This window comes from Shimia sp. R9_2 (genome assembly GCF_017743735.1).
Lineage (GTDB): Bacteria > Pseudomonadota > Alphaproteobacteria > Rhodobacterales > Rhodobacteraceae > Shimia.
Window position 1 is genome coordinate 21,681 of record NZ_JAGHRO010000002.1, and the last position, 24,491, is coordinate 46,171.

At 57.4% G+C, this 24,491-nt stretch carries 25 protein-coding genes and 1 tRNA gene; 14 read left to right on the top strand and 12 right to left on the bottom strand.

All coding sequences use genetic code 11. From position 1 onward, the window contains the following. Positions 1-29: 29 nt before the first annotated feature. Entirely contained in the window at positions 30-1,136 is a 1,107-nt protein-coding gene (locus J7400_RS04650) for a PQQ-dependent sugar dehydrogenase (RefSeq protein ID WP_247738632.1), read from the bottom strand. Positions 1,137-1,294: 158 nt separating this feature from the next. On the opposite strand from J7400_RS04650, the gene J7400_RS04655 reads away from it, so the two are divergent. From J7400_RS04655 to J7400_RS04675, 5 genes are all read left to right on the top strand, one after another. Beyond that, on the top strand, positions 1,295-2,482 hold the full coding sequence (locus tag J7400_RS04655) for an ABC transporter substrate-binding protein (protein WP_209060293.1): 1,188 nt from the start codon (positions 1,295-1,297) through the stop codon (positions 2,480-2,482). A 96-nt stretch (positions 2,483-2,578) separates the two neighbouring features. After that, complete coding sequence (locus J7400_RS04660; RefSeq protein WP_209060294.1) at positions 2,579-3,361, top strand: ABC transporter ATP-binding protein; 783 nt, start codon at positions 2,579-2,581, stop codon at positions 3,359-3,361. 95 nt (positions 3,362-3,456) lie between these two features. Next, a complete protein-coding gene (locus tag J7400_RS04665) occupies positions 3,457-4,284 on the top strand; it encodes an ABC transporter ATP-binding protein (protein WP_209060296.1) in 828 nt (275 codons plus the stop codon). 5 nt (positions 4,285-4,289) lie between these two features. After that, on the top strand, positions 4,290-5,300 hold the full coding sequence (locus J7400_RS04670) for a branched-chain amino acid ABC transporter permease (protein ID WP_209060298.1): 1,011 nt from the start codon (positions 4,290-4,292) through the stop codon (positions 5,298-5,300). Continuing rightward, positions 5,297-6,601: a branched-chain amino acid ABC transporter permease gene (locus tag J7400_RS04675; RefSeq protein WP_209060300.1), complete on the top strand. Its 1,305-nt coding sequence runs from the start codon at positions 5,297-5,299 to the stop codon at positions 6,599-6,601. Before J7400_RS04670 ends, J7400_RS04675 begins: the two co-directional genes overlap by 4 nt. Before the next feature lie 73 nt (positions 6,602-6,674). Here the strand turns inward: J7400_RS04675 and J7400_RS04680 are convergent, their stop codons facing one another. Next, positions 6,675-8,222, bottom strand: a complete 1,548-nt coding sequence (locus tag J7400_RS04680; RefSeq protein WP_209060302.1) for a helicase HerA-like domain-containing protein — start codon at positions 8,220-8,222, stop codon at positions 6,675-6,677. Between the two features lie 530 nt (positions 8,223-8,752). On the opposite strand from J7400_RS04680, the gene J7400_RS04685 reads away from it, so the two are divergent. Continuing rightward, positions 8,753-9,349 (top strand): invasion associated locus B family protein, encoded by a 597-nt coding sequence (locus J7400_RS04685; RefSeq protein ID WP_209060304.1) that lies wholly within the window; start codon positions 8,753-8,755, stop codon positions 9,347-9,349. A gap of 93 nt (positions 9,350-9,442) precedes the next feature. On the opposite strand, the gene J7400_RS04690 is transcribed toward J7400_RS04685, so the two are convergent. From J7400_RS04690 to J7400_RS04705, 4 genes are read right to left on the bottom strand one after another with little or no spacing between them, the layout of a single operon-like run. Beyond that, positions 9,443-10,651, bottom strand: coding sequence for a beta-ketoacyl-[acyl-carrier-protein] synthase family protein (locus J7400_RS04690; RefSeq protein ID WP_209060306.1), 1,209 nt, complete (start codon positions 10,649-10,651; stop codon positions 9,443-9,445). Positions 10,652-10,687: 36 nt separating this feature from the next. Further along, entirely contained in the window at positions 10,688-10,939 is a 252-nt protein-coding gene (locus tag J7400_RS04695; protein ID WP_209060308.1) for a phosphopantetheine-binding protein, read from the bottom strand. A gap of 29 nt (positions 10,940-10,968) precedes the next feature. Continuing rightward, positions 10,969-12,060 carry a UDP-3-O-(3-hydroxymyristoyl)glucosamine N-acyltransferase gene (gene lpxD, locus J7400_RS04700; protein WP_209060310.1) on the bottom strand — a complete coding sequence of 364 codons (1,092 nt, stop codon included), beginning with the start codon at positions 12,058-12,060 and terminating at the stop codon, positions 10,969-10,971. Positions 12,061-12,092: 32 nt separating this feature from the next. Next, a complete protein-coding gene (locus tag J7400_RS04705) occupies positions 12,093-13,712 on the bottom strand; it encodes a L,D-transpeptidase family protein (RefSeq protein ID WP_209060312.1) in 1,620 nt (539 codons plus the stop codon). Between the two features lie 359 nt (positions 13,713-14,071). Here J7400_RS04705 and J7400_RS04710 point away from each other — a divergent pair, with 359 nt between their 5' ends. Continuing rightward, positions 14,072-14,617 (top strand): DUF882 domain-containing protein, encoded by a 546-nt coding sequence (locus tag J7400_RS04710; RefSeq protein WP_209061982.1) that lies wholly within the window; start codon positions 14,072-14,074, stop codon positions 14,615-14,617. Positions 14,618-14,700: 83 nt separating this feature from the next. Here the strand turns inward: J7400_RS04710 and J7400_RS04715 are convergent, their stop codons facing one another. Next, entirely contained in the window at positions 14,701-15,144 is a 444-nt protein-coding gene (locus tag J7400_RS04715) for a hypothetical protein (protein ID WP_209060314.1), read from the bottom strand. Positions 15,145-15,329: 185 nt separating this feature from the next. Beyond that, a tRNA-Leu gene (locus tag J7400_RS04720) sits at positions 15,330-15,415 on the bottom strand. 181 nt (positions 15,416-15,596) lie between these two features. Here J7400_RS04720 and J7400_RS04725 point away from each other — a divergent pair. Further along, positions 15,597-16,175: a YqaA family protein gene (locus J7400_RS04725; protein ID WP_209060316.1), complete on the top strand. Its 579-nt coding sequence runs from the start codon at positions 15,597-15,599 to the stop codon at positions 16,173-16,175. A gap of 2 nt (positions 16,176-16,177) precedes the next feature. Then, on the top strand, positions 16,178-16,639 hold the full coding sequence (locus tag J7400_RS04730; RefSeq protein ID WP_209060318.1) for a disulfide bond formation protein B: 462 nt from the start codon (positions 16,178-16,180) through the stop codon (positions 16,637-16,639). Between the two features lie 18 nt (positions 16,640-16,657). Here J7400_RS04730 and J7400_RS04735 read toward each other — a convergent pair whose 3' ends face one another. After that, a complete protein-coding gene (locus J7400_RS04735; RefSeq protein ID WP_209060320.1) occupies positions 16,658-17,083 on the bottom strand; it encodes an Lrp/AsnC family transcriptional regulator in 426 nt (141 codons plus the stop codon). A 117-nt stretch (positions 17,084-17,200) separates the two neighbouring features. Here J7400_RS04735 and rocF point away from each other — a divergent pair, with 117 nt between their 5' ends. Both rocF and J7400_RS04745 read left to right on the top strand, forming a co-directional pair. Next, complete coding sequence (gene rocF / locus J7400_RS04740; protein WP_209060322.1) at positions 17,201-18,127, top strand: arginase; 927 nt, start codon at positions 17,201-17,203, stop codon at positions 18,125-18,127. Positions 18,128-18,176: 49 nt separating this feature from the next. Then, entirely contained in the window at positions 18,177-19,223 is a 1,047-nt protein-coding gene (locus J7400_RS04745) for an ornithine cyclodeaminase (RefSeq protein WP_209060325.1), read from the top strand. Positions 19,224-19,258: 35 nt separating this feature from the next. Here the strand turns inward: J7400_RS04745 and J7400_RS04750 are convergent, their stop codons facing one another. Continuing rightward, complete coding sequence (locus J7400_RS04750) at positions 19,259-19,999, bottom strand: DUF3445 domain-containing protein (protein ID WP_209060329.1); 741 nt, start codon at positions 19,997-19,999, stop codon at positions 19,259-19,261. 176 nt (positions 20,000-20,175) lie between these two features. Here J7400_RS04750 and J7400_RS04755 point away from each other — a divergent pair, with 176 nt between their 5' ends. Beyond that, complete coding sequence (locus tag J7400_RS04755; protein WP_209060335.1) at positions 20,176-21,411, top strand: alpha/beta fold hydrolase; 1,236 nt, start codon at positions 20,176-20,178, stop codon at positions 21,409-21,411. On the opposite strand, the gene J7400_RS04760 is transcribed toward J7400_RS04755, so the two are convergent. Beyond that, entirely contained in the window at positions 21,408-21,719 is a 312-nt protein-coding gene (locus J7400_RS04760; RefSeq protein ID WP_209060336.1) for a hypothetical protein, read from the bottom strand. The two genes, J7400_RS04755 and J7400_RS04760, sit on opposite strands and share 4 nt — an antisense overlap. Before the next feature lie 12 nt (positions 21,720-21,731). Continuing rightward, on the bottom strand, positions 21,732-22,289 hold the full coding sequence (locus tag J7400_RS04765) for a hypothetical protein (protein ID WP_209060337.1): 558 nt from the start codon (positions 22,287-22,289) through the stop codon (positions 21,732-21,734). 148 nt (positions 22,290-22,437) lie between these two features. On the opposite strand from J7400_RS04765, the gene purB reads away from it, so the two are divergent. After that, a complete protein-coding gene (gene purB / locus J7400_RS04770; protein WP_209060339.1) occupies positions 22,438-23,742 on the top strand; it encodes an adenylosuccinate lyase in 1,305 nt (434 codons plus the stop codon). A 147-nt stretch (positions 23,743-23,889) separates the two neighbouring features. Beyond that, positions 23,890-24,429, top strand: a complete 540-nt coding sequence (locus J7400_RS04775) for a tetratricopeptide repeat protein (protein ID WP_247738633.1) — start codon at positions 23,890-23,892, stop codon at positions 24,427-24,429. Positions 24,430-24,491 lie beyond the last annotated feature (62 nt).

The window sequence follows — 24,491 nt, forward strand, 5'->3', positions numbered from 1 at the left end:
GTCCAGACAACCGTCCCGCGCCGTTTCGGCTAGTTGGCAGGCGTCATTCGGTAGAGCGTGCCCTTATCATCTGAGAGGAACCAGATGGCCCCATTTGGTCCCTCTCGCACATCGCGCACACGCTTGGTCGCCGATCCTTTTATTTTCTCGACTTCCCGCAATTGCGCCCCGCTCAGGCGACTCACGTAGTCAAACTTCAGGCTCCCTACAAAGAAATCCCCGCGCCACTCCGGCCACAGCTTCCCAGAGTAGATCATCAGGCCAGACGGCGCGATTGAGGGATCCCAATAAAACGCAGGTTGCTCCATACCTGCCTTTTCTGTCCCGACACCAATCTTCGCCCCTGAATAATGCGCGCCGTAAGAGATAACGGGCCAGCCAAAATTCGCGCCCTTTTTTATGAAGTTCACCTCATCGCCCCCCTTTGCGCCATGCTCAACAACCCAAAGACGGCCCTCTGCGTCCAGCGTTGCGCCTTGAGGGTTGCGATGGCCAAATGACCAGATTTCAGGCTGAGCGCCGGCCTGGCTTTGGAAAGGATTATCCCCGACCGCCCCGCCGGTACGCGCGATACGTATAACCGTTCCTTCGTGACCGGTGACGTCTTGCGCCGCAGGCCGGTCGCCGCGCTCGCCAATGGTGACAAACAAGGTCCCGTCAGTCGCTTCCACAATACGGCTACCAAAATGTCGCCCCCCGCTGCTGCCCGGAGCCATTTCAAAGATCCTTTTGGCCTCTGTCAGCTTTGTGCCGTCTTCAGACAAAATCCCCCGATATACAGCGGTGCCGGACCCGCCCTTCTGCCGCACAGCCAGACTGAGAAACACCTCTCTTGATTGAGAAAAATTGCGCGCCACAACCACATCCAGAAGCCCACCCTGCCCCTGAACATGCGCCTCAGGCACACCGCGAACCTCAGTGCGTTTGCCATCCGCCGCAACATGCCACAAACGACCGCCACGCTCGGTGATCAATAGGCCGTCCTCGGGAAGAAATGCAAAGCCCCAAGGGTTCTTGAGATCTTCAACCACAGCTTCAACGGCAATGCGACCTTGAGAGCTTTGAAGGCTCTGCGCGGTCAAAGAACTGCTGAAACCCAACAGTGAAACACAAATCATCATTCTCAAAAGTCGCATGCAACACCCTGATATTATGCAAATATTCGGCGCCTAGCCGCTTGCTATGTGAAAGCTCCCGCCAATGATGAAAAATTGGTCAACAGCCTCTTTCCTTTTGATTTTAGCGCGCTTAGGCTCCAATTCGGAATAACAATAAATCACTAGGGAGTAAGAACATGAAAAAGCTGCTTATGGCCTCCGCCGCAGGCGCATTGCTGGCCGGAGCTGCATCTGCAGAAGACATCAAAATTGGTGTCATCCTGGGCTTCACCGGACCTCTGGAATCCATCACCCCAGCAATGGGTGACGGCGCCGAACTTGCGATCAAAGAAGTGAATGACAGCGGCAAGCTGCTGAACGGCGCGAGCGTAACTGCTGTGCGTGCAGACTCCACATGTATTGATGCAGCAGCGGCAACTGCAGCGGCAGAGCGTCTGATCACCTCTGATGGCGTCAAAGCGATCATGGGCGCGGACTGCTCCGGCGTCACCGGTGCGATCCTGCAAAACGTCGCGGTGCCAAACGGCGTTGTGATGATTTCGCCATCGGCAACCTCCCCGGGCCTCAGCCACGCCAACAACGAAGACAACGGCCTGTTCTTCCGCACCGCACCTTCTGACGCCCGCCAAGGCGTTGTGATGACCGAAATTCTCATGGAAGAAGGCATCAAGGAAGTTGCTGTTTCTTATGTAAACAATGACTACGGCAAAGGCCTGGCAGACGCATTTGCCTCCGCTTATGAAGCAGCAGGTGGATCAATCACCATCAGCGCAGCGCATGAAGACCAGAAAGCGGATTACTCCGCAGAGGTTGGCGCTCTTGCCGCTGCCGGTGGCGAGCGTCTCGTGGTTGCTGGCTACGTTGACGGCGGTGGATCCGGCATCGTGCGCGCCGCAATCGATACGGGCGCATTTGACACCTTCCACTTCCCTGACGGCATGGTCGGCGACCAGCTTCAAGCCAACTTCGGTGACGAAATCGAAGGCTCGACCGGTCAGTTCCCAGGCACCGACAGCCCGGGCGCTGCCAACTACGGCAAGATCGTAGGCGATGCGTTTGACTCTTCCGGCGCATTCTCTCCGGAAAGCTATGATGCTGCGGCGCTGATCATGCTGGCCATGCAGGCAGCTGGCTCTGCAGAATCCGCTGATTTCAAAGAGAAAGTCATGGAAGTTGCAAACGCACCTGGCGAGAAAATCTACCCAGGTGAACTGGCCAAAGCGCTCGACATTATCGCAGGCGGCGGGGACGTCGACTATGTGGGCGCATCCGCTGTTGAGCTGATCGGCCCGGGTGAATCGGCTGGCAACTACCGCCAGATCGTCATTGACGGCGGCGAGATCACCACAGCTAAGTATCGCTAAACAAAGCGTGACTTGAAACAGAAACAGCCCGGCCTTGCCCGGGCTGTTTCTCCATATATAAGGCGCAGCCAGAACTGTGCATTCGGGGGAAAAGCCATGATCGTCGTAGAAGACGTTCACAAACACTTTGGAGGGTTTCATGCCGTTGACGGTGCGACCCTTCGGATCGAGCCTGGCTCGATTACCGGGTTGATCGGCCCCAACGGCGCCGGAAAAACCACTCTTTTCAACGTCATCGCGGGAGTCCTTCAACCCACATCCGGTCGTGTGACCATGGCGGGCGAAGACATCACCGGCCTGCCGCCACATGAGCTGTTTCACAAAGGGCTGCTGCGCACGTTTCAGATCGCCCATGAATTCAGCTCCATGTCCTGTCGCGAGAACCTGATGATGGTGCCCGGCGGGCAATCTGGCGAAACGCTGTGGAACACTTGGTTTGGTCGTAAACGCATTGCGGATGAGGAACGCGCCTTGCGCGCCAAAGCCGACGAAGTGCTTGAATTCCTTACCATTGAACACCTTGCCGACCATAAGGCGGGTCAGGTTTCCGGCGGTCAGAAAAAGCTTCTGGAACTCGGGCGCACCATGATGGTCGATGCCAAAATCGTCTTTTTGGATGAGGTGGGCGCCGGGGTGAACCGCACCCTGCTCAACACCATCGGCGACGCGATTATCCGCCTGAACAAAGAACGGAATTACACCTTTGTCGTCATCGAACATGACATGGATTTCATCGGCCGTCTCTGTGACCCGGTGATCTGTATGGCAGAAGGCAAAGTGCTCGCAGAAGGCACTTTGGATGAGATCAAAGCCAATGAACAGGTGATCGAGGCCTACCTCGGCACCGGGCTCAAGAACAAGGAAAAGCTGAGCGCATAACACGTCGGTATCGCATCGGTATCGCGGCTGTATTGCAGCGGTAAAGCGACGGTGCATTGACGGTGTTATCTGCTTGCTCAGCGAGGAGTGATGGGATGACGGGGAACCCGTATCAGGACGATCGTGGCAACAAAGACGCCTCGATCACCAACCCGAAAGGCGGCGGAGAGCTTGTGAGCTCGGTCGGCACCGGGAAAGAGATGAACACGACCAATGCCTTTCTGGTCGGCGACAGCATGACCGGCGGCTATGGCAAGGACGGTCCGGACATTTTGCATGACTGCACGATTGCTGTGAACCCGGGCGAAATTGCCGTGATCGTCGGGCCAAACGGCGCGGGCAAATCCACCGGCATGAAAGCTGTCTTTGGCATGCTGAATCTACGCCAAGGCTCGGTGCGACTGGATGGGGAAGATATCACCGATCTGACCCCGCAGGCGCGCGTCGCCAAAGGCATGGGCTTTGTGCCGCAGACCAACAATATTTTCACCTCGATGACCGTGGAAGAGAACCTTGAAATGGGGGCCTTCATCCGCACTGATGATTTCTCCGGCACCATCGAGCAGGTCTATCACCTGTTCCCGATCCTCAAGGAGAAGCGCAACCAACCGGCCGGGGAGCTGTCTGGCGGCCAGCGTCAGCAGGTGGCCGTGGGCCGCGCGCTGATGACCCAGCCCAAGGTTCTGATGCTCGATGAACCCACCGCGGGCGTGTCGCCCATCGTGATGGACGAGCTGTTTGACCGCATCATCGAAGTCAGCCGCACCGGCATTCCAATCCTGATGGTCGAGCAAAACGCCCGCCAGGCGCTGGAAATCGCCGACAAAGGCTACGTGCTGGTTCAGGGCCGCAATGCCTACACCGGCACCGGCAAAGACCTTCTCGCGGATGACGAAGTCCGCAAGTCATTCCTGGGGGGCTGAGGACCATGGACTTTCTCAACGCTCTTGTGGCGCTTTCTAACTTTGTTCTGATTCCCGCAATCGCCTATGGCAGCCAGCTTGCGCTTGGGGCGCTGGGGGTGACGCTGATCTACGGTATTCTGCGGTTTTCCAACTTTGCCCATGGGGACACCATGGCCTTTGGCGCGATGCTGGCTGTGCTGATCACATGGTGGTTCCAATCCATGGGGCTGAGCTTAGGCCCATTACCAACTGCCCTGCTGGCCCTGCCCTTTGCAATCTTGGGCACCATGGCGCTGATGCTGATCACAGACCGTATGATTTATCGCTTTTACCGCGAGCAAAAAGCCAAGCCGGTGATCCTTGTGATCGTCTCCATGGGCGTGATGTTCATAATGAATGGCCTCGTACGCTTCATCATCGGCCCAGCGGATCAGAAATTCTCTGATGGCGAACGGTTCATTATCTCGGTGCGCGAGTTCAAACAGATGACTGGCCTGCGCGAAGGTCTTGCGATCAAAACCACGCAGGGCATCACCGTTGTGGTCGCCATCGTTGCTGTGGCGCTGCTGTTCTGGTTCCTGAACCGCACCCGCACCGGCAAATCCATGCGGGCCTATTCTGACAATGAAGATCTGGCGCTACTGTCAGGCATCAACCCTGAGCGTGTTGTGATGTACACTTGGCTTATTGTGGCAGCACTCGCGACCACGGCTGGTGTGCTCTACGGGCTCGATAAATCCTTCAAACCGTTTGTGTATTTCCAACTGCTGCTGCCGATTTTCGCCGCAGCCATCGTCGGTGGGCTGGGCAGCCCGCTGGGTGCCATTGCCGGGGGCTTTGTGATTGCCTTTTCTGAGGTGACCATCACCTATGCGTGGAAAAAAGTGCTGAAATACATGTTGCCTGAAAGCCTTGAGCCCTCCGGCCTCGTGCAGCTTCTGAGCACCGACTATAAATTTGCCGTCAGCTTTGTGATCCTGATCGTGGTTCTGCTGTTCAAGCCGACCGGCCTGTTCAAGGGGAAATCGGTATGAGTGAACAGCTAAAAAACACCGCCCTCTTTGCCCTGGTCTTTGGCCTGATTGTACTGACCGGCTTTATGCAGAGCTGGAACGTGGCGCTGCTGATCCTCAACATGGGGCTGATTTCGGCAATCATGGCGCTTGGCGTGAATCTGCAGTGGGGCTTTGCCGGACTGTTTAACGTGGGTGTTATGGGCTTTGTCGCGCTGGGTGGGTTGGCCGTTGTGTTGACCTCCGCAGCGCCTGTAGACGGTGCCTGGAGCGCAGGTGGCTGGCGGATTATGATCGCTTTGCTTGCGGGTGCCGGCACAATTGTGGGCGCGGTTATGCTGCGTCAGAAAATGCCTGCTGGACGCGCGCGTAATCTCGCAACGCTTGCTGTTCTGGTGGCGGGCTTCTTCCTCTACCGCGGCATCTTTGATCCCGGTGTGGCCGCAGTCGAAGCGATCAATCCGGCCCTGCAAGGTAACTTGGGTGGTCTGAACCTGCCGGTGCTGCTGGCGTGGCCTGTGGGTGGTCTGCTGGCTGCTGGTGTGGCCTGGCTGATCGGCAAAACCGCTCTGGGTCTGCGCTCTGACTACCTGGCGATTGCGACGCTGGGGATTGCGGAAATCATCATTGCCGTGATGAAAAACGAAGACTGGCTGGCGCGCGGCGTGAAAAATGTGGTCGGGCTGGACCGTCCGGTGCCCTATGAGATCGACCTGCAGAACTCCTCAACCTTCATCAACCGCGCTGAAGCCCTGGGAATAGATGTGGCGACAGCCTCTTCGATCTTTGTAAAGCTGAACTATTCGGTCCTGTTTGCCATTGTGCTGATCCTGATCTTCGTGATGGCGCAGCTTGCACTGAAAAGCCCTTGGGGCCGGATGATGCGCGCGATCCGCGACAATGAGGTGGCAGCGGAGGCCATGGGCAAAGACGTCACCAATCGCCATCTGCAGATCTTTGTGCTGGGCTCGGCGGTCTGCGGCATTGCGGGCGCGATGATGACAACGCTTGATGGTCAGTTGACACCTGGCACCTACCAGCCGCTGCGCTACACCTTCCTGATCTGGGTGATGGTGATTGTCGGCGGCTCCGGCAACAACCTTGGCGCGGTTTTGGGCGGCTTTCTGATCTGGTTCCTCTGGGTGCAGGTTGAGCCGATGGGGCTGTGGCTGATGGAGCTGGTCACCATCGGAATGGCGGAAGACAGCGGCCTGAAGAAGCACCTCATCGACAGCGCGGCCCATATGCGCCTGTTGACCATGGGGGTGATCCTGCTGTTGGTGCTGAGGTTCAGCCCACGCGGTTTGATCCCTGAAAAGTAAGAGAAAAAGGCGCTCCCTCGGGAACGCCTTTTGCCTTCGGCGAGGATATTTCCAAGAATGAGAAGAGGCTGGCTCAGCGCCCTTTGAAGAGACCGCCAAGAATACCGCGCACGATTTTGCGCCCCGTTGTGCCTGTCAGCTCTTTCATCACCATCTTGCCCATGGCGGTGCCAAAGCTGTCATCTGAACGGATACGCACAGAGCGAGAGGACGACCGGCTCACGCGACCTCCACTGTAGCGCCGGGCCGCGCTGAACTCGCGCTGAGCCGTGGGTTGCTCTTCTTCCTGAGCTTCGACGACCTCCGCCTCCTTGGCTGCGCTTGCGGCGCGATCGCGCAGCATTTCATAGGCGGAATGACGATCCTTGGGGGTGTCGTATTTTCCGGCAACCGGTGAGTTGGCCATCACATTTGCCCGCAACGCCTGATCCAGTGGCCCCAGTTGCGACGATGGCGGGCGGATCAGCGTGCGCTCGACAATGCCGGGCACGCCTTTCTTCATCAGCATCGAGGTGACAGCCTCCCCGACGCCCACCTCGCGTATCGCCTCTTCAGTCTCAAAGCGGGGGTTTGGGCGATAGGTTTCTGCCGCAAGCCGCAACGCTTTCTTATCGCGGGCTGTAAAGGCCCGCAGAGCGTGTTGGACGCGGTTGCCCAATTGCCCGAGAATATCCTCGGGGATGTCGTCAGGGTTCTGGGTGACGAAGTAGACCCCCACCCCTTTGGAGCGGATCAGGCGCGCCACCTGCTCCACCTTGTCAATCAGCGCCTTGGGCGCACCGTCAAACAGAAGATGCGCCTCATCAAAGAAGAACACTAACTTGGGTTTTTCCGGATCGCCCACCTCAGGCAGGGTTTCAAACAGCTCGGACAGCAGCCACAGCAGGAAGGTGGCATAGAGGCGCGGCGCGCCCATGAGTTTGTCTGAGGCAAGGATGTTGATGCGACCGCGGCCTTCGGCGTCCACCCGCATCAGATCAGACAGATCCAGTGCCGGTTCACCAAAGAGTTTGTTGGCCCCCTGATTTTCCAGAACCAACAGGCGGCGCTGAATGGCACCAATTGAGTTGACCGAGATATTGCCGTAGCGCAGGGCCAGCTCTACGCGGTTCTCGCCAACCCAGACAAGCAGCGCCTGCAGGTCCTTGAGATCCAGCAAAGGTAGGCCCTGCTCATCCGCCAGGCGGAAGGCGATGTTGAGAATGCCTTCCTGTGCCTCGCTAAGCTCCATCAGACGCGCCAGCAACAGCGGCCCCATCTCCGCAACTGTGGTGCGCACCGGATGCCCCTGGGCCCCAAAGAGATCCCAAAAGGTCACCGGGAAGGCTTTGTAGCTGTAGCTCTCAAGGCCTATTTTTTCAGCGCGGGAGGTGAAAGCACCGTGCAATTTGGCCTCTGGGCTGCCGGAAGCTGCAAGACCTGAGAGGTCGCCCTTCACGTCAGACAGGAACACCGGCACCCCAGCCGCGGAGAATCCTTCCGCCAGAATCTGCAAGGTTACAGTCTTTCCAGTGCCGGTTGCCCCAGCAATCAGGCCATGCCGGTTGGCATTTTTCAGAGAAAGCTCCTGTTTTTCGCCATAATCGGGGCCGCCACCGCCCAAAAAAATCTTGCCGTCCATCAGTGACTTACCTCGCCGTTGCCCTGAAAATGAGTTGGTTAACCGAATGCAGAATACATTGTTAACCTTTTTGCCCCATTTTCAAAGGTGTTCCAGACCAGAGCTTAACGGTTTTGGGAACGAACTCCTCCCTGTTGAGTACTGGCCGCACGCACTGTGCGGCCCTTTTTTTTGTACAATTCCAAGGCAGAAGAATTTCTTTTTCCTGTTGACCGCAAACGATTTTGGCCGTAGCGTTTTGGCAATGAATAAGTCGGCCAGTCCGACGGGGAGTGAAATATAGGGAGAGGGCCCAGTTTTGGGCCCTTTTTCTTTGGAAAGTGATTGTTCCTTCAATCCCTTACACGCCATCCCTCGTGCAAACTTAGTTTACCCTGTCGGCCCAGTTGCAAGGCGTGCTTTGCCAGATGTGTCCGCTCACAAAAGCGAAGCCTGTCAGCATTGATCAGGTTTTCATCAAGCGTGACCTGACAATCAAATTCTGCCGTGTTAAGCGACGGCAGACGACATGAGAACAATCAGGAAATCACATGCTCAAACTTCCAACTTTTATTGCCGCGTTGCTCGTGGCGAGCCAGCTCTCTGCGCAGAGTGTGCCATCCCTGTCTGACGGATCGCTGGCAATGGGGGAAGCCGTGGCCGGTCAAGGTGAAGCCCAGATCCCGCAGGCCCCGAACAATGACGTGACCACCGAAGTGATCGGCGATTGGGAGCTGCAATGTGCGGCCAGCGGGCCGGAGCCGCGCCCATGCCGTTTGTACCAGCTTTTGCGCGATCAGACCGGCACGCCGATCTCTGAAGTCACACTGTTCAAACTGGCCCAACCTGAAGGCCAGGCGGTGGCCGGTGCGACTTTGATTGTCCCGCTTGAAACGCTGCTGACCTCGCAGTTGACCATGGCCGTGGACAGCAATAACGCCCGCCGCTACCCGTTTGCCTTCTGCAATCAGGCTGGCTGTGTCGCGCGGATCGGCTTTAGCGAAGCAGATATCAACAATTTCAAAGCTGGTAATGTCGCGCAGATCACCATTGTGCCTGCGCTGGCTCCGGATCAGGTGGTCACCGTGGAAATGTCCTTGGCTGGGTTTACCAAAGCCTTTGACACCGCAGGTGGCGTCGATCAGTAAACGCTCCCAAAGCGTCAAAAACAACAAAGCCGCGCACCTGATGGTGGGCGGCTTTTGATTTTCTGGAGTCTGTGTGTTGGCGTTCTTGTGGTATCAGACCTTCTTTAAAGCCATCACCGCATTTAACCCGCCAAAGGCAAATGCATTTGAGAGTGCCACATCCACATTGGCCTCACGTGCCTCATTGGGCACAACATCCATAGCGCATTCAGGATCGGCTTCTTCATAGCCGATCGTGGGCGCAATGATGCCGTCGCGCAGCGCCATGATGCAGGCCAGAAGCTCCACCGCACCGGTGCCGCCAATCAAATGACCATGCATGGATTTTGTGGAAGAAATCATCAGCTTATCTGCATGCGGGCCAAAGACATCTGCCACCGCGCTGCATTCGGTTTTGTCGTTTGCCGCCGTACCGGTGCCATGCGCGTTGATATAGCCTACGTCTTCGCGGTTCAGCTTGGCATCGGCCAAAGCGCCAGAGATCGCGCGGGATGCACCCTGACGGGAGGGCATCACAATATCAGCCGCGTCTGAAGTCATGGCAAAACCGACCACCTCAGCCAGAATTTCCGCACCGCGCGCCTTGGCGTGGTCCATCTCTTCAAAGACAAAGACACCTGCGCCCTCGCCTTGCACCATACCGTTGCGGGTGGCTGAAAACGGCCGGCACGCATCCTTGGACATGACCCGCAGCCCTTCCCAGGCTTTGACGCCGCCAAAGCAGAGCATGGATTCTGCCCCACCGGTGATCATCACCGGAGACATGCCGGAACGGACCATCTGGAAAGCTTGCGCCATCGCATGGTTGGAGCTCGCACAGGCAGAAGCCACCGTGAAACTCGGGCCTTTGAGGTTAAACTCCATGCTGATGTGGCTCGCCGCGGCGTTGTTCATCAGCTTGGGCACCACAAAGGGATGCACGCGATTTTTTCCGTCCTCATAGACAGTCCGGTAGTTTTCATCCAGCGTCTGCATGCCACCGCCGGAGTTGCCAAGGACAACGCCGGACTTTGCGGAAAGCTCACCAGAAAACTCAAGACCGGCCTGCGCCAGCGCTTCGCGTGCCGCGACAAGCGCGAACTGCGTAAAGCGATCATAGAGCGAAAGCTGCTGCCGGTTGAAGATAACCTCAGGCTCAAAGCCCTGGACCTGCGCGCCGATTTGGACGCCCAGACGGTCCACATCGCGCATGTCCAGCTCGCCAATGCCACAATGCCCTTCACGCATGGCTGCAAGCGTTTGTGGCACATCATGCCCAAGGGCGTTGATTGTGCCGGCTCCGGTAATGACGACGCGCTTCATGTCCTCTTTCGCCTTATCCGTTCTGCGAGTGTAGGCTCAGCCTTCAACCAGCTTTTCAATGCCGGAAATGATGGTGGCTACTGAGGAAATGTCAAAGTCACTCTTCTCAGGCTCATTGGCATTGAAAGGGATCGAAATATCAAAGGCCTCTTCAATGGCAAAGATGCTTTCGACCAGACCAAGGCTGTCGATGCCAAGGCTCTCCAAAGTGCTGTCCATAGAGATGTCAGAAGGCTCCAAAACCGCCTGTTCGGCAATGATTTCAATGACTTTGTCTTTGACACTCATTTCTCTTCCTTTCCCGCGGTCATCGGGTTTTAGGACTTAAAGCCCAACTTCGAAACAGTTTTTTGAAGATCTGCAAATTGCTTTGCCAATCGCGGCAACCGTCTGAGAGCTTTGTACATTTCCAGATTGGTTTCCATCTTGACCGCTGGGTAACCAAGCACAACCTGCCCCGGTGCCACCTTGCTCATCAGCTTGCTTCCGCCACCGGCGATGACGTTGTCGCCAATCGTAGTGTTGTCGGTGACGCCAACCTGTCCGCCAAGGACCACATTGTTGCCAATACGCGTGGAGCCCGCAATGCCGACCAATCCGGCAAACAGGCAATCATTGCCCACGACAACATTGTGCGCCACATGAACGAGGTTGTCGATCTTGCAACCATTGCCAATCTTGGTGTCGCGCACCGTGCCGTAGTCCACGCAAGAGTTAGCGCCGATTTCCACGTCATTTCCAATGGTTACAGCACCAAGCGAATGTATGCGCGCCCAAGCCTGTTCATTGACGTCACCCTGATCCCCCAGTGAAGCGCGCGCTTTCTCAACGCCACTCGGCTCAGGGGTCACAAACGACAGTCCATCCGCGCCAATCCGCGCGCCCGGTTGGGCCCAAAACCGGTCTCCGATTGTGACACGCGCGCCGATCGAGACATGATCGCGCAGCATTGTGTCCTCACCCAGGCTGGTATCTGCACCAATGTGGCAGAACGGGCCAATAACGCTGCGCGCACCAATCTGTACATTTGCCCCGACAACCGCATATGGTCCAACGGAGACGCCCTCGCCCAGAGAGGCGGTTTCGTCAATCAGTGCAGTCGGGTGGATGCCTTCTGGATAGCTTTGCCCCGGGTCCATCATGCGCGACAGCCCCGACATGGCAAACCGTCCGCGTTTGGCGGTAATCGCGGCCTCAAGCCCCATGCCTTGCCAGTCTGCACCATCCCAAAGAAGCGCCACTTTGGCCTGCCCTTTGGCAAGCCCATCGGCGAATTTCGGATTGGTCAGAAGCGCCAGATCATCCGGACCGGCCATGGCAGGTTCGGCAACCCGCTCCACGACCAAATCAACGTTGCCATGTGCCTGGGCATCAATTGCCGCAGCAATTTGCTGAACCGTAAACGCCATGTGCAACCCTCCGGATGATGTCGGAGGCGTGTTTAGCCTTGATAAGAGGTTAAGGCCACCCCTTCATTTGCCATGGCTTCCCAGATCTTTGCGTCACGACCATAGACGTCGCGGCGATACTGCACCGGACCTTTGGCCTCGGTGTAGGCCGTGCGGTAAATGATGTGCACCGGGATGTTCTGCTCCAGATTCACATGGGTTTCCCGCCCGGTTTTTAAACGCGACTGAAAGAAGCCTTTGGGGTTGTCTTCCTGTTTGGACAGAAGCTCATAGGCAAATTCAAACGGCTGCTGCAGTCGGATACAGCCATGGCTGTAAGCACGCACCTCGCGCTTGAAGAGCGCCTTTTGAGGCGTGTCATGCAGATAGATATTGTGCCGGTTCGGGAACATGAATTTGACCAAACCCAGCGCATTGCGGTTGCCGGGTGCCTGCTTCATGTCAAACGGGAAATTCCGGGTTGTGAACTGAGAGAAGTCAACCGCACTGCGATCAACCGTTTGACCGCGACCATTCACCAAACGCAGATAGCTCACAGCGTTTGGGTTCTGCTTCAGCAGAGGCAGGTATTCCTTGGTGGCAATAGAGCGTGGCACATTCCATGTTGGATTGATGACCATATGCTCCATGGTGTCGGAGAATTCAGGACTGCGGCGATCACTCTGGTTTTTGCCAACCACTGAGCGCGTGCGGAACGTCAGCTTGCCGTCATCGATGATTTTTGCGGAAAAATCGGTCAGGTTGACGAGAATTTCGCGCCCTTCGGTTTCACGATCTAGCCAGCGCTCCCGCTCCATGGCGACCATGATGGACTTCAGGCGGGTCTCGGCAGATACGTTGATCTCGCTGATCGTGCCTTTGCCCGCGACGCCATCGATTTCCAGCCCATGGGCTGTCTGGAATGCGCGCACGGCGTTCTCAACGTCGCTGTCATAAGACGCGGTGGCGGAGCGTTCCATAAAGCCCATCCGCATCAGGCGGTCGCGCAGCGCAATAACCGAACGGCCTTTGTCGCCTGGTTCCAGCTTGGCAACAGGCACGCTCTCGCCCCATCCGCCCTCGGAAACCAAACGCTGAAGGCGCAGTTTCTCTTTCATCAAGCGGGTATATTCCGGCGTTTGCGGCGCAAGCCCGCGCAGAAAGCCCTTCGCATCATCCGCCGCAATAAAGCTCTGCAAAAGCTCGGTGCGATCACGCCGCGCAATCTCTCGCACGATTTCTTCGTCAATACGGGATGGCACCAGCATGCCAGACGTCAGATCACGCGCATATCTCAAGTAAGCCTTGCTGAGCGCCACCTCCACAAGTCCCAGATCCCGGGCACTTCGCGCACTGGCCATTTGGGCAACCAAACGATCCACATCATAACGCGCCGACGGCAGTGCATGATCCTCAACACGGGACAGTGCGTTGATCAGTGCCTTACGCCGCTTAACAAAGATCTCCCCCTGCCCGGTCCAGATCGGATCAAAATCCGCGCCGCGGTAATAGGCTGCAATCGCATCGTCGCGCGCCGCCGTTTCTGCAACCGCCTGCTTAAAGGCTGGGAAGGCCTGCGCCTCAGTGGTCAGCAGTGAAACAGCGAGGACAGCCGCGGTGACAGAGCTGAAAACACAGCGCTTAAAGCGGGACGCGCGCGAGGGTTGCAACATAAGAAACTTCCAATAGTCGGGATCAATTCAGACTTCGATTTTCTCCGTATCGGCAACGCTGTCCAATCACAAGTTCGCCAAAGGGGGGAATGCGGTGCAATTTGTTGCACCGGTGCAGCGGAGCCACAAATCCGGCGGCGGAAACCTTTTGTTCAGGAATTAAGCAAAATTCTGCCTAAAACCCATGCTCCGCCCGTCAACGCCAAAAAGAAACCTTGGTGTAGAAATCCTTGTGTGCCATAAAAAACCGTACATCTGAGGGGATGGATGACAACAACGGCCGCGTAACATCGCGGTGGCAGGTAAGCGACGGGACAGGCGCTGAAACTATGAACGAACCGAACGACGGCTCTTTGAGCATGACGCGGCGCGGCTTGCTGGGCGCGTTTGCAGCAACAGCATTGACTGCGGCTCCGACATATTCCAAAGCAGCGGGCTTTTTGCGCGGTGGTGGCGATATTCGCCGCATTCGCATGTATTCGGGCCGCACCGGTGAGCGCATCGACACCATTTACTGGGTTGAAGGCGAGTACATCAAAGACGCGGTCAGCGAAGTCAACGCCTTCATGCGTGACTGGCGCACCAATGACGTTATCAACATGGACATCCGCACCATCGACATTATGGCCGCAGCCCACAATCTGATGGACGCCGGCGAGCCTTACATGCTGCTGTCCGGCTACCGCAGCCCCAAGACAAACGCGATGCTGCGCTCCCGCTCCCGCGGCGTGGCGAAGAACTCATTGCACATGAAAGGCCAAGCAGCAGACTTGCGCCTCTCTTCCCGCTCAGTGACGCAAATGGCCCGCGCAGCAGCCGCTTGCCGCGCCGGTGGTGTTGGCCGCTACTCCGGTTCCAACTTTGTGCATATGGATTGCGGACCCGTCCGCACTTGGGGCCGCTGATCCCCGAACATGTCCCAATCCCTCAAAAAGAAAAAGGCGCCACTCAGGCGCCTATTTTTTTGCCAAGACCACGCCCCGCGCCCTTAGCCCTCGTATCGCCAGGCCCCTCTGCGCTCTGACAGCTCCGCTTCCCCTGGTAGCAGCGTTCCCAATTTCACCATTCCTGCCGTGACTGCGGGATCAGCGCCCTGAGTTTCAGCGTCAGCCTCCGGCGCAGCTTCCGCCATTAAAGATTCAGTCTCGGGTTCGTCTTCCTGAGTGTCTTGTACTGGGGCAACCTCCGGCTCAGCCACGGGCGCCGCCGGCTCCGGCGCGGTCGCCACAACAGGCTCCGGTGCTGCTGGCATTTCAGGCGCTTCAGCAGCGCTCGCAGACTTACCCATCATGGTCATGCCAAAAAATGCCGCGCCTGCAAGGATGGCCGAGACAACAAATCCCCAGCCCAGCCCGGCAAGACTGACAAGGAACACAAGGGCAGCAACAACAAGGGCTGCTGTGGATTTTCGATTGCTGGTTGACTGTGACATATCTCTCCTCCCCAAGAGTGAGAGAAACTATAGGCCCGAGGAGCTCATGCACCTAGAGATATGTCCCAAAGCCCTCATAGGCCTTTGGTCGTATCAGGGTTCAACTCAAAGCGGATTTTACGCGAAATTGCGTGCAACGGGCAAGCTCACCGACATTAACTATAGGACATAAACTATTGATTTTGTGGTGCCCAAGGAGAGACTCGAACTCTCACGCCCGTGAAGGCGGGGGATTTTGAATCCCCTGCGTCTACCATTCCGCCACTTGGGCCACGCTCTTCATTTAGACAAGCTTCTCAGGAAGGTCCAGCCACAAAACTCAACTTTCTGACAGAGATATAACAGCGGCAGATTCGGCCTCACCGCACTCATTCGTTGATTATTTGCTTGCACTTCAATCCCGATGCCCTACGCAAGTGTAAGGTGCAAACTAGGGCTCAAGAGACCGAAATATGCTTCAACGCCTCTACAGCTGGACCATGAGTCTGGCAGATCATCCCCGCGCGCTCTGGGCGCTCGCGATTGTCAGCTTCATCGAAAGCTCCATCTTCCCAATTCCACCCGACGTGCTGATGATCCCGATGATTCTGGCAGCTCCGTCCCGGGCATGGCTGATCGCACTGGTTGCGCTGGTTTCTTCTGTGTTGGGCGGTATCTTCGGCTATGCCATTGGCTACTTTGCATATGAGCAGATTGGCGAGCCGATCTTGATGTCTCTTGGCAAAGCGGACGCTGTGGCAGAGTTCTCAACGCGATTTAACGATTTCGGGTTCTGGGCGGTGCTTGGTGCGGGCATCACGCCCTTCCCTTACAAGGTCATCACTATTATGTCGGGGTTTACCGGCATGCCTATGGGCACCTTTATCGCAACGTCGATCTTGGCACGTGGCATCCGCTTCTTCCTGGTTGCAGGTCTGTTGCGCAGATTTGGTGAACCGATCCGCGACTTCATCGAGAACCGCCTTGGCCTTGTAACCACCGTCTTTCTTGTGCTGCTTTTTGGCGGCTTCTTGGTGGTGAGATACCTTTAATAATGACGCAAAAACATGTCTTTCTGCTGCTGACCGGATTTTCGGTCAGCATGGTCCTTGGGGCTTGGACTTTTGAATTCATTGGCGGGCTTGCGCCCTGCAAGCTCTGCTACTACCAGCGCTACCCGCATTGGGTGGCGGCAGGCGCCGGAGCTTTGGCTGCACTGTCAGGCATGACACTCCTGGCCTATGTGGCCGCCATGGGCGCGGCGACGTCCGGCCTGATCGGCCTGTTTCACTCCGGTGTGGAACGCGGATGGTGGGAAGGCCCCTCAACCTGCACCAGCGGTGACATCACAGGCATGAGCGCCGACGATCTTTTTAATCAGATTATGTCCGCACCTTTGGTGCGTTGTGACGAAATCCCATGGCAGATGTTTGGTCTGTCGATGGCCAACTACAACGCCCTCCTGTCCCTTGGCGCCGCCCTGATCTGGCTTTGGGCGATCAAGCGTACAGCCTGAACTGACTGTATCCAATCTTCACCCGGCCTTCCGGGTGGAGAGCAGCAGGCTGGTCTCGCTGGTGGCCACCCCATCCAGACGCCGTATCTGGGCCAGCACGTCATCAAGCTCCGCCAAAGTCTCGGTTCCCAATTCCACAATCAGATCCCAACGGCCATTGGTGCTGTGAATGGCGCGTACCGGCGTAAATCCGGTGAGGTGGCGCACAATTCGATCTGTCCCCCTGCCCTCGATCCCGATAGACATAAGCCCGCGCACCGGATCGCTTTTCATGTCGTCCTGCAAGACCACAGTAAAGCCGACGATGTCCCCGCGCTGACGCAGGCGCTCGATCCGGCCTCGTACCGTTGTACGCGAGACGCCAAGCGTGATCGCGAGATCGGACAAAGAGGCGCGCGCATCGTTGCGCAATGCCGAAATCAGCTTTCGATCCACATCATCCATTTCGACAGCTCCACATTCCAATCTGAACAATCTCTTCGCGTTATGTGCAAATTGCTGGGTGTAAATCAATTCATTTCGGAAACATCTTCCGAGAAATAGCGTCAAATGGATGAGCAAATGACACAAAAGACCTGTTTGTTGGTCGGCGCGCCGGTGGATAGCGGCAAACGCCGTCGTGGATGTCTGATGGGGCCGGATGCCTTTCGCACGGCTGGCCTGCGTGAAAGCCTTGAGGATCTTGGCCATGCGGTCGAAGACCTTGGCAATCTCGCGCCTCGCGCCTTTTCTGATGAAATGACAGAAGGCGCACCCTATGCGCTCAATGAAACCATTGCCTGGACCGAGCGCCTCACCGCTGCAGCAGAGGAGGCCTGCGCGCGTGGCTTCCCCATCTTCTTGGGTGGAGATCATAGCCTTTCCGCTGGCACGGTAGCCGGTGTCGCCAATCACGCCGCCAAAGAAGACCGGCCGCTGTTCGTGCTGTGGCTCGATGCACACACCGATTTTCACACGCCTCAAAGCAGTGACAGCGGCAATCTTCACGGCACGCCCGTGGCCTACTTCGCCGGGCGTGACGGGTTTGAAGGCTTTCCAGCAGTGCAAAATCCCCTGCCCGAAGAAAACATCTGCATGATCGGCCTGCGTTCGGTGGATGCTGCAGAGCGCGAGACGCTGCAAGCCACACAAATCCGCCGCCACGACATGCGCGACATCGACGAAAACGGCATTGCCCGACCACTGGCAGCCTTTCTTGAGCATGTGTCCCAAAACAATGGCCTGCTGCATGTGTCGCTCGACGTGGACTTTCTGGACCCATCCGTAGCCCCAGCCGTGGGCACGACCGTACCGGGGGGTGCCACTGTGCGCGAGGCCCATCTGGTCATGGAGATGCTGCATGACAGCGGGCTGCTGAGCTCGCTGGATCTGGTCGAATTGAATCCCTTCCTGGATGAACGCGGACGCACCGCCAAGCTGATGGTCGATCTTGCGGCCTCGGCGCTCGGTCGGCGGGTCTTTGATCGCCCAACCCGAAGCTTCTCCTAACTTTCGCGGTCCGGTCCGCCCCTCTTCTCTCTGACGGAGCCACACTCATATGTCCCAACCTTCTGAAAAAGCCCTCGTCCCCTTTGTCTCCGTCGACAATATGATGCGGCTTGTGCATCACATCGGCGTCGAGCAGGTGCTGATCGACCTCACACGCTATGTCGAAGAAGATTTTCGCCGCTGGGAGCAGTTTGACAAAACACCCCGCGTGGCAAGCCATTCTGACGTCGGCGTTATTGAACTCATGCCGACGTCTGACGGCGAGGCCTACGGCTTTAAATATGTCAACGGCCACCCCAAGAACACCGCCGAAGGGCTGCAAACCGTGACCGCTTTTGGTCTGCTCGCAGATGTCTACACCGGCTATCCGGTTCTGCTGACGGAAATGACCATTCTGACAGCCCTGCGCACCGCAGCCACCTCAGCAATGGCCGCTAAGTATCTGGCACCAAAAGACACTGACACAATGGCAATGATCGGAAACGGCGCACAGTCCGAGTTCCAGTCGCTCGCTATGAAGGCCATTATGGGTGTAAAAACTGTGCGCCTTTATGACAAAGATCCGGCGGCAACGGCAAAATGCGCCGCCAATCTTGCAGGCAGCGGATTGACCGTTGTCAGCTGCTCTTCGCCGGAAGAAGCGATCGAAGGCGCGCATATCCTGACCACCTGCACCGCAGACAAACAATACGCCACAATCCTGAGCGACAACATGGTTGGCGCCGGGGTGCACATCAACGCGATTGGCGGAGACTGCCCCGGCAAGACGGAACTGGCCAAAGGCATTCTGGAGCGTTCCGACGTGTTTGTGGAATTCCCACCTCAGACCCGCATCGAAGGCGAAATCCAGCAGATGCCGGAGGACTTTGCCGTCACCGAGCTCTGGCAGGTGATCACAGGCGCAAAACAGGGCCGCCGCGATGCGCGCCAGACCACTCTGTTTGACAGTGTAGGCTTTGCAATCGAGGATTTCTCGGCGCTGCGCTATATCCGCGACAAGGTGGCGGAGACCTCATTCCACGAAGATCTGGACATGCTTGCAGACCCGGATGATCCGCGTGATCTGTTTGGCATGCTGCAACGCGCCAAGGTCTGAGCCCAGCCCTGCCAACGAAATCCGGCTGCGGCGCGCTAAAGAATATCTTCGCGCCGCATCACAAAGGTGTGGATTGAGAAAATCACCGCATCACTCTCAGGCAGACGCAGGATGCTCTGACGTTCCGAGCGCAGATACGCCCCTGCTTTTGCCGGCACCGGATCGCGCGGCGCGCTTTCTGAGCGTGGCGTAAACAGCGTGGGATCATCATACCACAGCGCATTCTTGCGCCACAGCGGACGACCTGCGCGCACGCCATCAAACAAACGCTGCACACGTTTCGCGATGTTGGCGTCATATTCCCCCACCGGAATATGGATATCGATCAGCGGCTTCTGAAACTTCTCCGCCAATGTCCAGCTCGCAGGGAAACAAAGCACCGCACCGGTGAGCACATGCTCCTCCCCCTGTTTTTGCAGCAGACAGATGTCCTCCTGAATGATCTGACCCAGGCTCATCAGAGGCTGGTTCCAGTCCAACGCCACCTCGCGCCCATCCGGACAAACAACCACTTTTTCAGAAACACCAAAGTCCTCGCGCTGCGATAGGCGATCCAGCACAGCGCGCAAAGCCTCCTGCGCCGCGGGCAAAGCTTCAGGCGCAAGGCAAGCCACCTCATCCGGGCGTTGTTTCAAAAGTGCGCAGCGCAACGCCATCTGCGCCCCATAAGCGTCATCAAATATCAGCCAGTCCGCAGGCTCAAGCGGCGCAATACCCGGCAGAGGCTTCTGCGCCAGCGCGTCATAAGGAATCTGTTTCTGTAGAATAGGTTGCATGGCGTCTTGCTATCCAATCACAGGCTCGGAAGCACGCTCAAAATCACCATCAGTCGGCTGGGCACCAAAATTGTTCGCTCGCACAAAGTCACCTTCCTGTGACCAAACGAAATCTTCCTTTTATAGGCGGCTTTGCGCCCACACATTGAGTGGCAACTGCTCTCTGGAGATACCACATGCCAATCGAACGCATCACCTTCCCCGGCCACGGTGGCGATCAGCTTGCCGCCCGCCTTGATTTGCCTGACGGCCCACATCTGGCCACAGCCCTGTTTGCCCATTGCTTCACCTGTTCCAAAGACATCCCAGCCGCCCGCCGGATCGCCTCGCGTCTTGCGGCGATGGGCATTGCGGTCTTGCGGTTTGATTTCACCGGCCTCGGACATTCAGAAGGGGAGTTTGCCAACACGCATTTCTCCTCCAACGTCGCAGATCTTGAAGCGGCAGCGGCCTATCTGGAAAGCCGCGGCATGGCGCCAAGCCTGCTGATCGGCCACAGCCTGGGCGGTGCGGCCGTCCTCAAGGCTGCCACGCGGATTGCCAGCTCCAAAGCTGTCGTCACCTTGGGCGCCCCATTTGAGCCGGAACATGTCAGTCATCAGTTTGGCGATGCGGTCACCGAGATTGACCAACAAGGCCAAGCCGAGGTCAGCCTCGCTGGGCGTCGTTTCCAGATCACCAAAGCGTTTCTGGAGGACATCTCTGCGCAAAATATCGCGCCCTGCATCCGCGAGCTCAATCAGGCGCTTCTGGTACTGCATGCGCCACGTGACAGCACAGTGGGCATCGAAAATGCCGCGCGTATTTTTGAGGCGGCCAAACACCCCAAGAGCTTTGTCACACTGGATGACGCCGATCACCTGATCTCTGATCCCAAAGACGCGGAATATGCGGCGGAAGTGATCTCTTCCTGGGCAGGTCGCTACCTGCAACTGCGCCCGCCTGCCCCGCCGCCCGGTGCCCCCGAAGGCATTGTGCGCGTTGCAGAAGCAGATCCAAACGGCTTTTTGCAGGATGTGAATGCAGGTCCCGCCCACCACGCACTTGCGGATGAACCCCTCGCCTACGGAGGCACCAACCAAGGCATGACGCCTTATGGGTTCCTCTCCGCCGGATTGGGTGCCTGCACCTCAATGACCATCCGCATGTATGCGCGGCGCAAAGACTGGCCCCTCACCCATATTTGGGTCGACGTCAGCCACGATAAGGTCCATGCGCGGGACGCCGAGGCCCCGGCCGGTCAAAAGGTGGATACGTTCTCCCGAACCATCCACCTGCAAGGCGACCTCAGCGCCGAACAGCGCCAGCGGCTCCTCGAAATCGCCGACCGCTGCCCGGTGCACCGCACGCTGGAGCAATCCTCGCTTGTGCGCACGACGCTGGCAGAACCGGCCTTAGCGGCAGCGACTTAGCGTCGTGGCCGTCCCACAGGCGGGCGCGCAACCGGAGGTCGAGCCACCGGTGGGCGCGCCACAGGTGGCCGGGCCACAGGCGGCGCAGGTGCAATCGGATGAACCGGGCGTTCTGGACGATCAGGGCGCTCGGGCCGGTCCGGCCTGTCAGGTCGATCCGGATGGTCGTGGTAGTAGTAGTCGTTCCACAACATGCTGTCATAATAGACACCGGTGCTGACATAGCCGCCGCCACCTTCACAAGCCGCCAGAAGCATCCCCGCCAAACCGAGGCCGGCAATCATTTTCAAAGAGCGTTTCTTTGTCATGTCAAACCTCCCTCAGCGTGCCCGAATGGATTGCAAAATGGCATTCACATCGCTCAAAGCGCGGGTGTCATACCCTTTATCAAGCACGGTCAGCCCAACAACCACGCGATCGCGTGGCAACTCCAGAACGGCCGCGGTGAAATGCACAGGGCGCCCATCGCGGCGGCCCGTGCCCTCAACGACAAAGGCAGGATAGCCAGCGATCTCGCGGCTTTCGGTGCCGGTGATCTCGGTGGTTTTGGCAAGCTGTCCGCTGAGGCTCTGCGCATAGTCCTTGGCAACTTCAAGCCCGCGCAGCTGCGGCGGCGACATCAAACCAACCCAAACGCCATTCTCCAGCTCAGGCGACAATCCAAAGACACGCGCAATTGGGCGTGGTGCTTCTTCGTCTGACGGTGTGATCTCCCGTTCCCCACCCACGCGCAATGTCCAAAAATCAGGCACAGTGACTTCAAACACGTTGCGCCCGGCGTCTGCATAGACAACCTCGGTGTCGGAAAGTGCAACCTGCGGCAGCAAGGACAACACGCCCACTGCAGCACAGGCAACAAGGCTGGACCAAGCTTTCATAAATGCCTCCATCAAAATTTCGCGTAATAGGACACTTGGTGTGCTGCAATTACAAGCTAAATGCGCATCGCAAAACCACGTCCCTTGCTGTTTCGCGCTCTGACGTCTAAACGACGCTCGACCCCACGCTAACAAACAAGGCTGAGATATGATCCCGCGTTATGCCCGCCCCGAGATGGTCGCCGTTTGGTCGCCTGAAACCAAGTTCCGCATCTGGTACGAAATCGAGGCGCACGCCTGTGACGCGCAAGCCAAATTGGGCGTGATCCCGCAGGAAAACGCGGATGCCGTCTGGAAAGCCAAGGACGTCGAATTTGACGTCGCACGCATCGACGAAATCGAAGCTGTCACCAAGCACGATGTAATCGCCTTCCTGACCCACCTGGCAGAGCATGTGGGTTCCGAAGAAGCCCGCTTTGTGCATCAGGGCATGACCTCCTCTGACGTTCTGGACACCTGCCTGAACGTACAGCTGGTACGTGCCGCAGACATTCTGCTCGCCGACATGGACAAAGTGCTGGCTGCATTGAAAAAGCGCGCGTTAGAGCACAAAGACACCCTTCGCGTGGGCCGCTCCCACGGTATCCACGCAGAGCCCACCACCATGGGTCTGACCTTTGCCCGCTTCTACGCTGAAATGGACCGCAACAAGGCCCGTCTGCAGCAGGCGCGTGAAGAAATCGCCACCGGCGCAATCTCCGGCGCGGTTGGCACCTTTGCCAACATCGACCCGGCCGTAGAAGAGCACGTATGTGAGCAGCTCGGCCTCACACCAGAGCCGATCTCCACACAGGTGATCCCGCGCGACCGCCACGCCATGTTCTTTGCCACGCTGGGTGTGATCGCCAGCTCTATTGAGAACATCGCCGTGGAAATCCGCCATATGCAGCGTACCGAGGTGCTGGAAGGCGCAGAGTTCTTCTCCATGGGCCAAAAAGGCTCCTCCGCGATGCCGCACAAGAAAAACCCGGTTCTGACCGAAAACCTGACAGGTCTGGCCCGTCTGGTGCGCATGACCGTGATCCCGGCCATGGAAAACGTGGCACTCTGGCACGAGCGTGACATCTCTCACTCCTCGGTTGAACGCGGCATTGGCCCTGATGCGACCGTCACTCTTGACTTCGCACTGAACCGTCTGGCCGGTGTGGTCGACAAAATGCTGATCTTCCCGGAAAACATGCTGGCGAACATGAACAAGTTCCCGGGCCTGGTGATGTCTCAGCGTGTGCTTCTCGCTCTGACCCAAGCGGGTGTCAGCCGCGAAGACGCCTACGCCATGGTACAGCGCAACGCATTGAAGGTCTGGGAAGAGCGCGTGGACTTCCAGGAACAGCTTCTGGCGGATGCCGATGTTGTGGCGGCACTGGGTGAAGACGGTATCAAAGAGAAATTTGATATGGGCTACCACACCAAACACGTCGACACGATTTTCGCGCGTGTTTTCAAAGACTAAGACACCAGAAATCACCTGGAAATCACAAAGGCGTGGCCCATGGCCGCGCCTTTTTTGAATTTTATTTGAACTGACAGCCCTGTGATTACGACATCTTAATACCACGTGCTAGCGTATTGCTAAGCACAGAGATTTTTTGGAGAAAGAATGATGTTGGTCAAATCCTTCGCAGTCGCGTCACTCGCCGTTTTTGCCGTGGCTGGACCTGTTTGGGCCGCGGGAAGCGGTTCTTCTACACCCAAACCCAAAACCGTGCATTGCAGCAGCGGCAAGGTATACAGCGAAAGCGCTGGCAAATGCGTCGTGCAGCAAGACAGCTCGCTGACCGACGAGGACTATTTTGAAAACCTACGCAGCCTCGCTTATGCCGGTGAAAATGCGGCGGCACAGGAACTGCTGGCGATGATGTCAGATCAAAACGCTGACCGCGTTCTGACCTACTGGGGCTTCACCCACCGCCGTCTGGGCAATGTGGATGAAGGCATGCGCTACTACAACAAAGCGCTGGCGAAGAACCCTGACAACATCCTGGCGCGCTCCTACATGGGTCAGGCTCACGTCGAAGCCGGTCGGCTTGATCTGGCGCGTGTTCAATTGAAAGAGATCCGTGACCGTGGCGGCGAAGGCAGCTGGCCAGAGATCGCATTGGCCAAAGCCATACAGAGCGGCGACACGTTCAACTACTGATATCCAATGAGGCAAACGTGTCTCCACGTTTGCCTCAAAAACCTTTGCGACCTCCATTGGTC

Bases quoted from the DNA above. Each gene is read 5' to 3' on its own strand.
- J7400_RS04690 (WP_209060306.1), bottom strand. From the start codon at position 10,651: ATGAAGCGCGTCGTCATTACCGGAGCCGGCACAATCAACGCCCTTGGG.
- J7400_RS04705 (WP_209060312.1), bottom strand. From the start codon at position 13,712: ATGTTGCAACCCTCGCGCGCGTCCCGCTTTAAGCGCTGTGTTTTCAGC.
- J7400_RS04665 (WP_209060296.1), top strand. From the start codon at position 3,457: ATGACGGGGAACCCGTATCAGGACGATCGTGGCAACAAAGACGCCTCG.
- J7400_RS04755 (WP_209060335.1), top strand. From the start codon at position 20,176: ATGCCAATCGAACGCATCACCTTCCCCGGCCACGGTGGCGATCAGCTT.
- J7400_RS04675 (WP_209060300.1), top strand. From the start codon at position 5,297: ATGAGTGAACAGCTAAAAAACACCGCCCTCTTTGCCCTGGTCTTTGGC.
- J7400_RS04655 (WP_209060293.1), top strand. From the start codon at position 1,295: ATGAAAAAGCTGCTTATGGCCTCCGCCGCAGGCGCATTGCTGGCCGGA.
- J7400_RS04775 (WP_247738633.1), top strand. From the start codon at position 23,890: ATGATGTTGGTCAAATCCTTCGCAGTCGCGTCACTCGCCGTTTTTGCC.
- lpxD (WP_209060310.1), bottom strand. From the start codon at position 12,060: ATGGCGTTTACGGTTCAGCAAATTGCTGCGGCAATTGATGCCCAGGCA.
- J7400_RS04670 (WP_209060298.1), top strand. From the start codon at position 4,290: ATGGACTTTCTCAACGCTCTTGTGGCGCTTTCTAACTTTGTTCTGATT.
- J7400_RS04750 (WP_209060329.1), bottom strand. From the start codon at position 19,999: ATGCAACCTATTCTACAGAAACAGATTCCTTATGACGCGCTGGCGCAG.
- J7400_RS04680 (WP_209060302.1), bottom strand. From the start codon at position 8,222: ATGGACGGCAAGATTTTTTTGGGCGGTGGCGGCCCCGATTATGGCGAA.
- J7400_RS04660 (WP_209060294.1), top strand. From the start codon at position 2,579: ATGATCGTCGTAGAAGACGTTCACAAACACTTTGGAGGGTTTCATGCC.
- J7400_RS04715 (WP_209060314.1), bottom strand. From the start codon at position 15,144: ATGTCACAGTCAACCAGCAATCGAAAATCCACAGCAGCCCTTGTTGTT.
- J7400_RS04725 (WP_209060316.1), top strand. From the start codon at position 15,597: ATGCTTCAACGCCTCTACAGCTGGACCATGAGTCTGGCAGATCATCCC.
- J7400_RS04735 (WP_209060320.1), bottom strand. From the start codon at position 17,083: ATGGATGATGTGGATCGAAAGCTGATTTCGGCATTGCGCAACGATGCG.
- J7400_RS04685 (WP_209060304.1), top strand. From the start codon at position 8,753: ATGCTCAAACTTCCAACTTTTATTGCCGCGTTGCTCGTGGCGAGCCAG.
- J7400_RS04695 (WP_209060308.1), bottom strand. From the start codon at position 10,939: ATGAGTGTCAAAGACAAAGTCATTGAAATCATTGCCGAACAGGCGGTT.
- rocF (WP_209060322.1), top strand. From the start codon at position 17,201: ATGACACAAAAGACCTGTTTGTTGGTCGGCGCGCCGGTGGATAGCGGC.
- J7400_RS04765 (WP_209060337.1), bottom strand. From the start codon at position 22,289: ATGAAAGCTTGGTCCAGCCTTGTTGCCTGTGCTGCAGTGGGCGTGTTG.
- J7400_RS04730 (WP_209060318.1), top strand. From the start codon at position 16,178: ATGACGCAAAAACATGTCTTTCTGCTGCTGACCGGATTTTCGGTCAGC.
- J7400_RS04760 (WP_209060336.1), bottom strand. From the start codon at position 21,719: ATGACAAAGAAACGCTCTTTGAAAATGATTGCCGGCCTCGGTTTGGCG.
- J7400_RS04745 (WP_209060325.1), top strand. From the start codon at position 18,177: ATGTCCCAACCTTCTGAAAAAGCCCTCGTCCCCTTTGTCTCCGTCGAC.
- purB (WP_209060339.1), top strand. From the start codon at position 22,438: ATGATCCCGCGTTATGCCCGCCCCGAGATGGTCGCCGTTTGGTCGCCT.
- J7400_RS04650 (WP_247738632.1), bottom strand. From the start codon at position 1,136: ATGCGACTTTTGAGAATGATGATTTGTGTTTCACTGTTGGGTTTCAGC.
- J7400_RS04710 (WP_209061982.1), top strand. From the start codon at position 14,072: ATGACGCGGCGCGGCTTGCTGGGCGCGTTTGCAGCAACAGCATTGACT.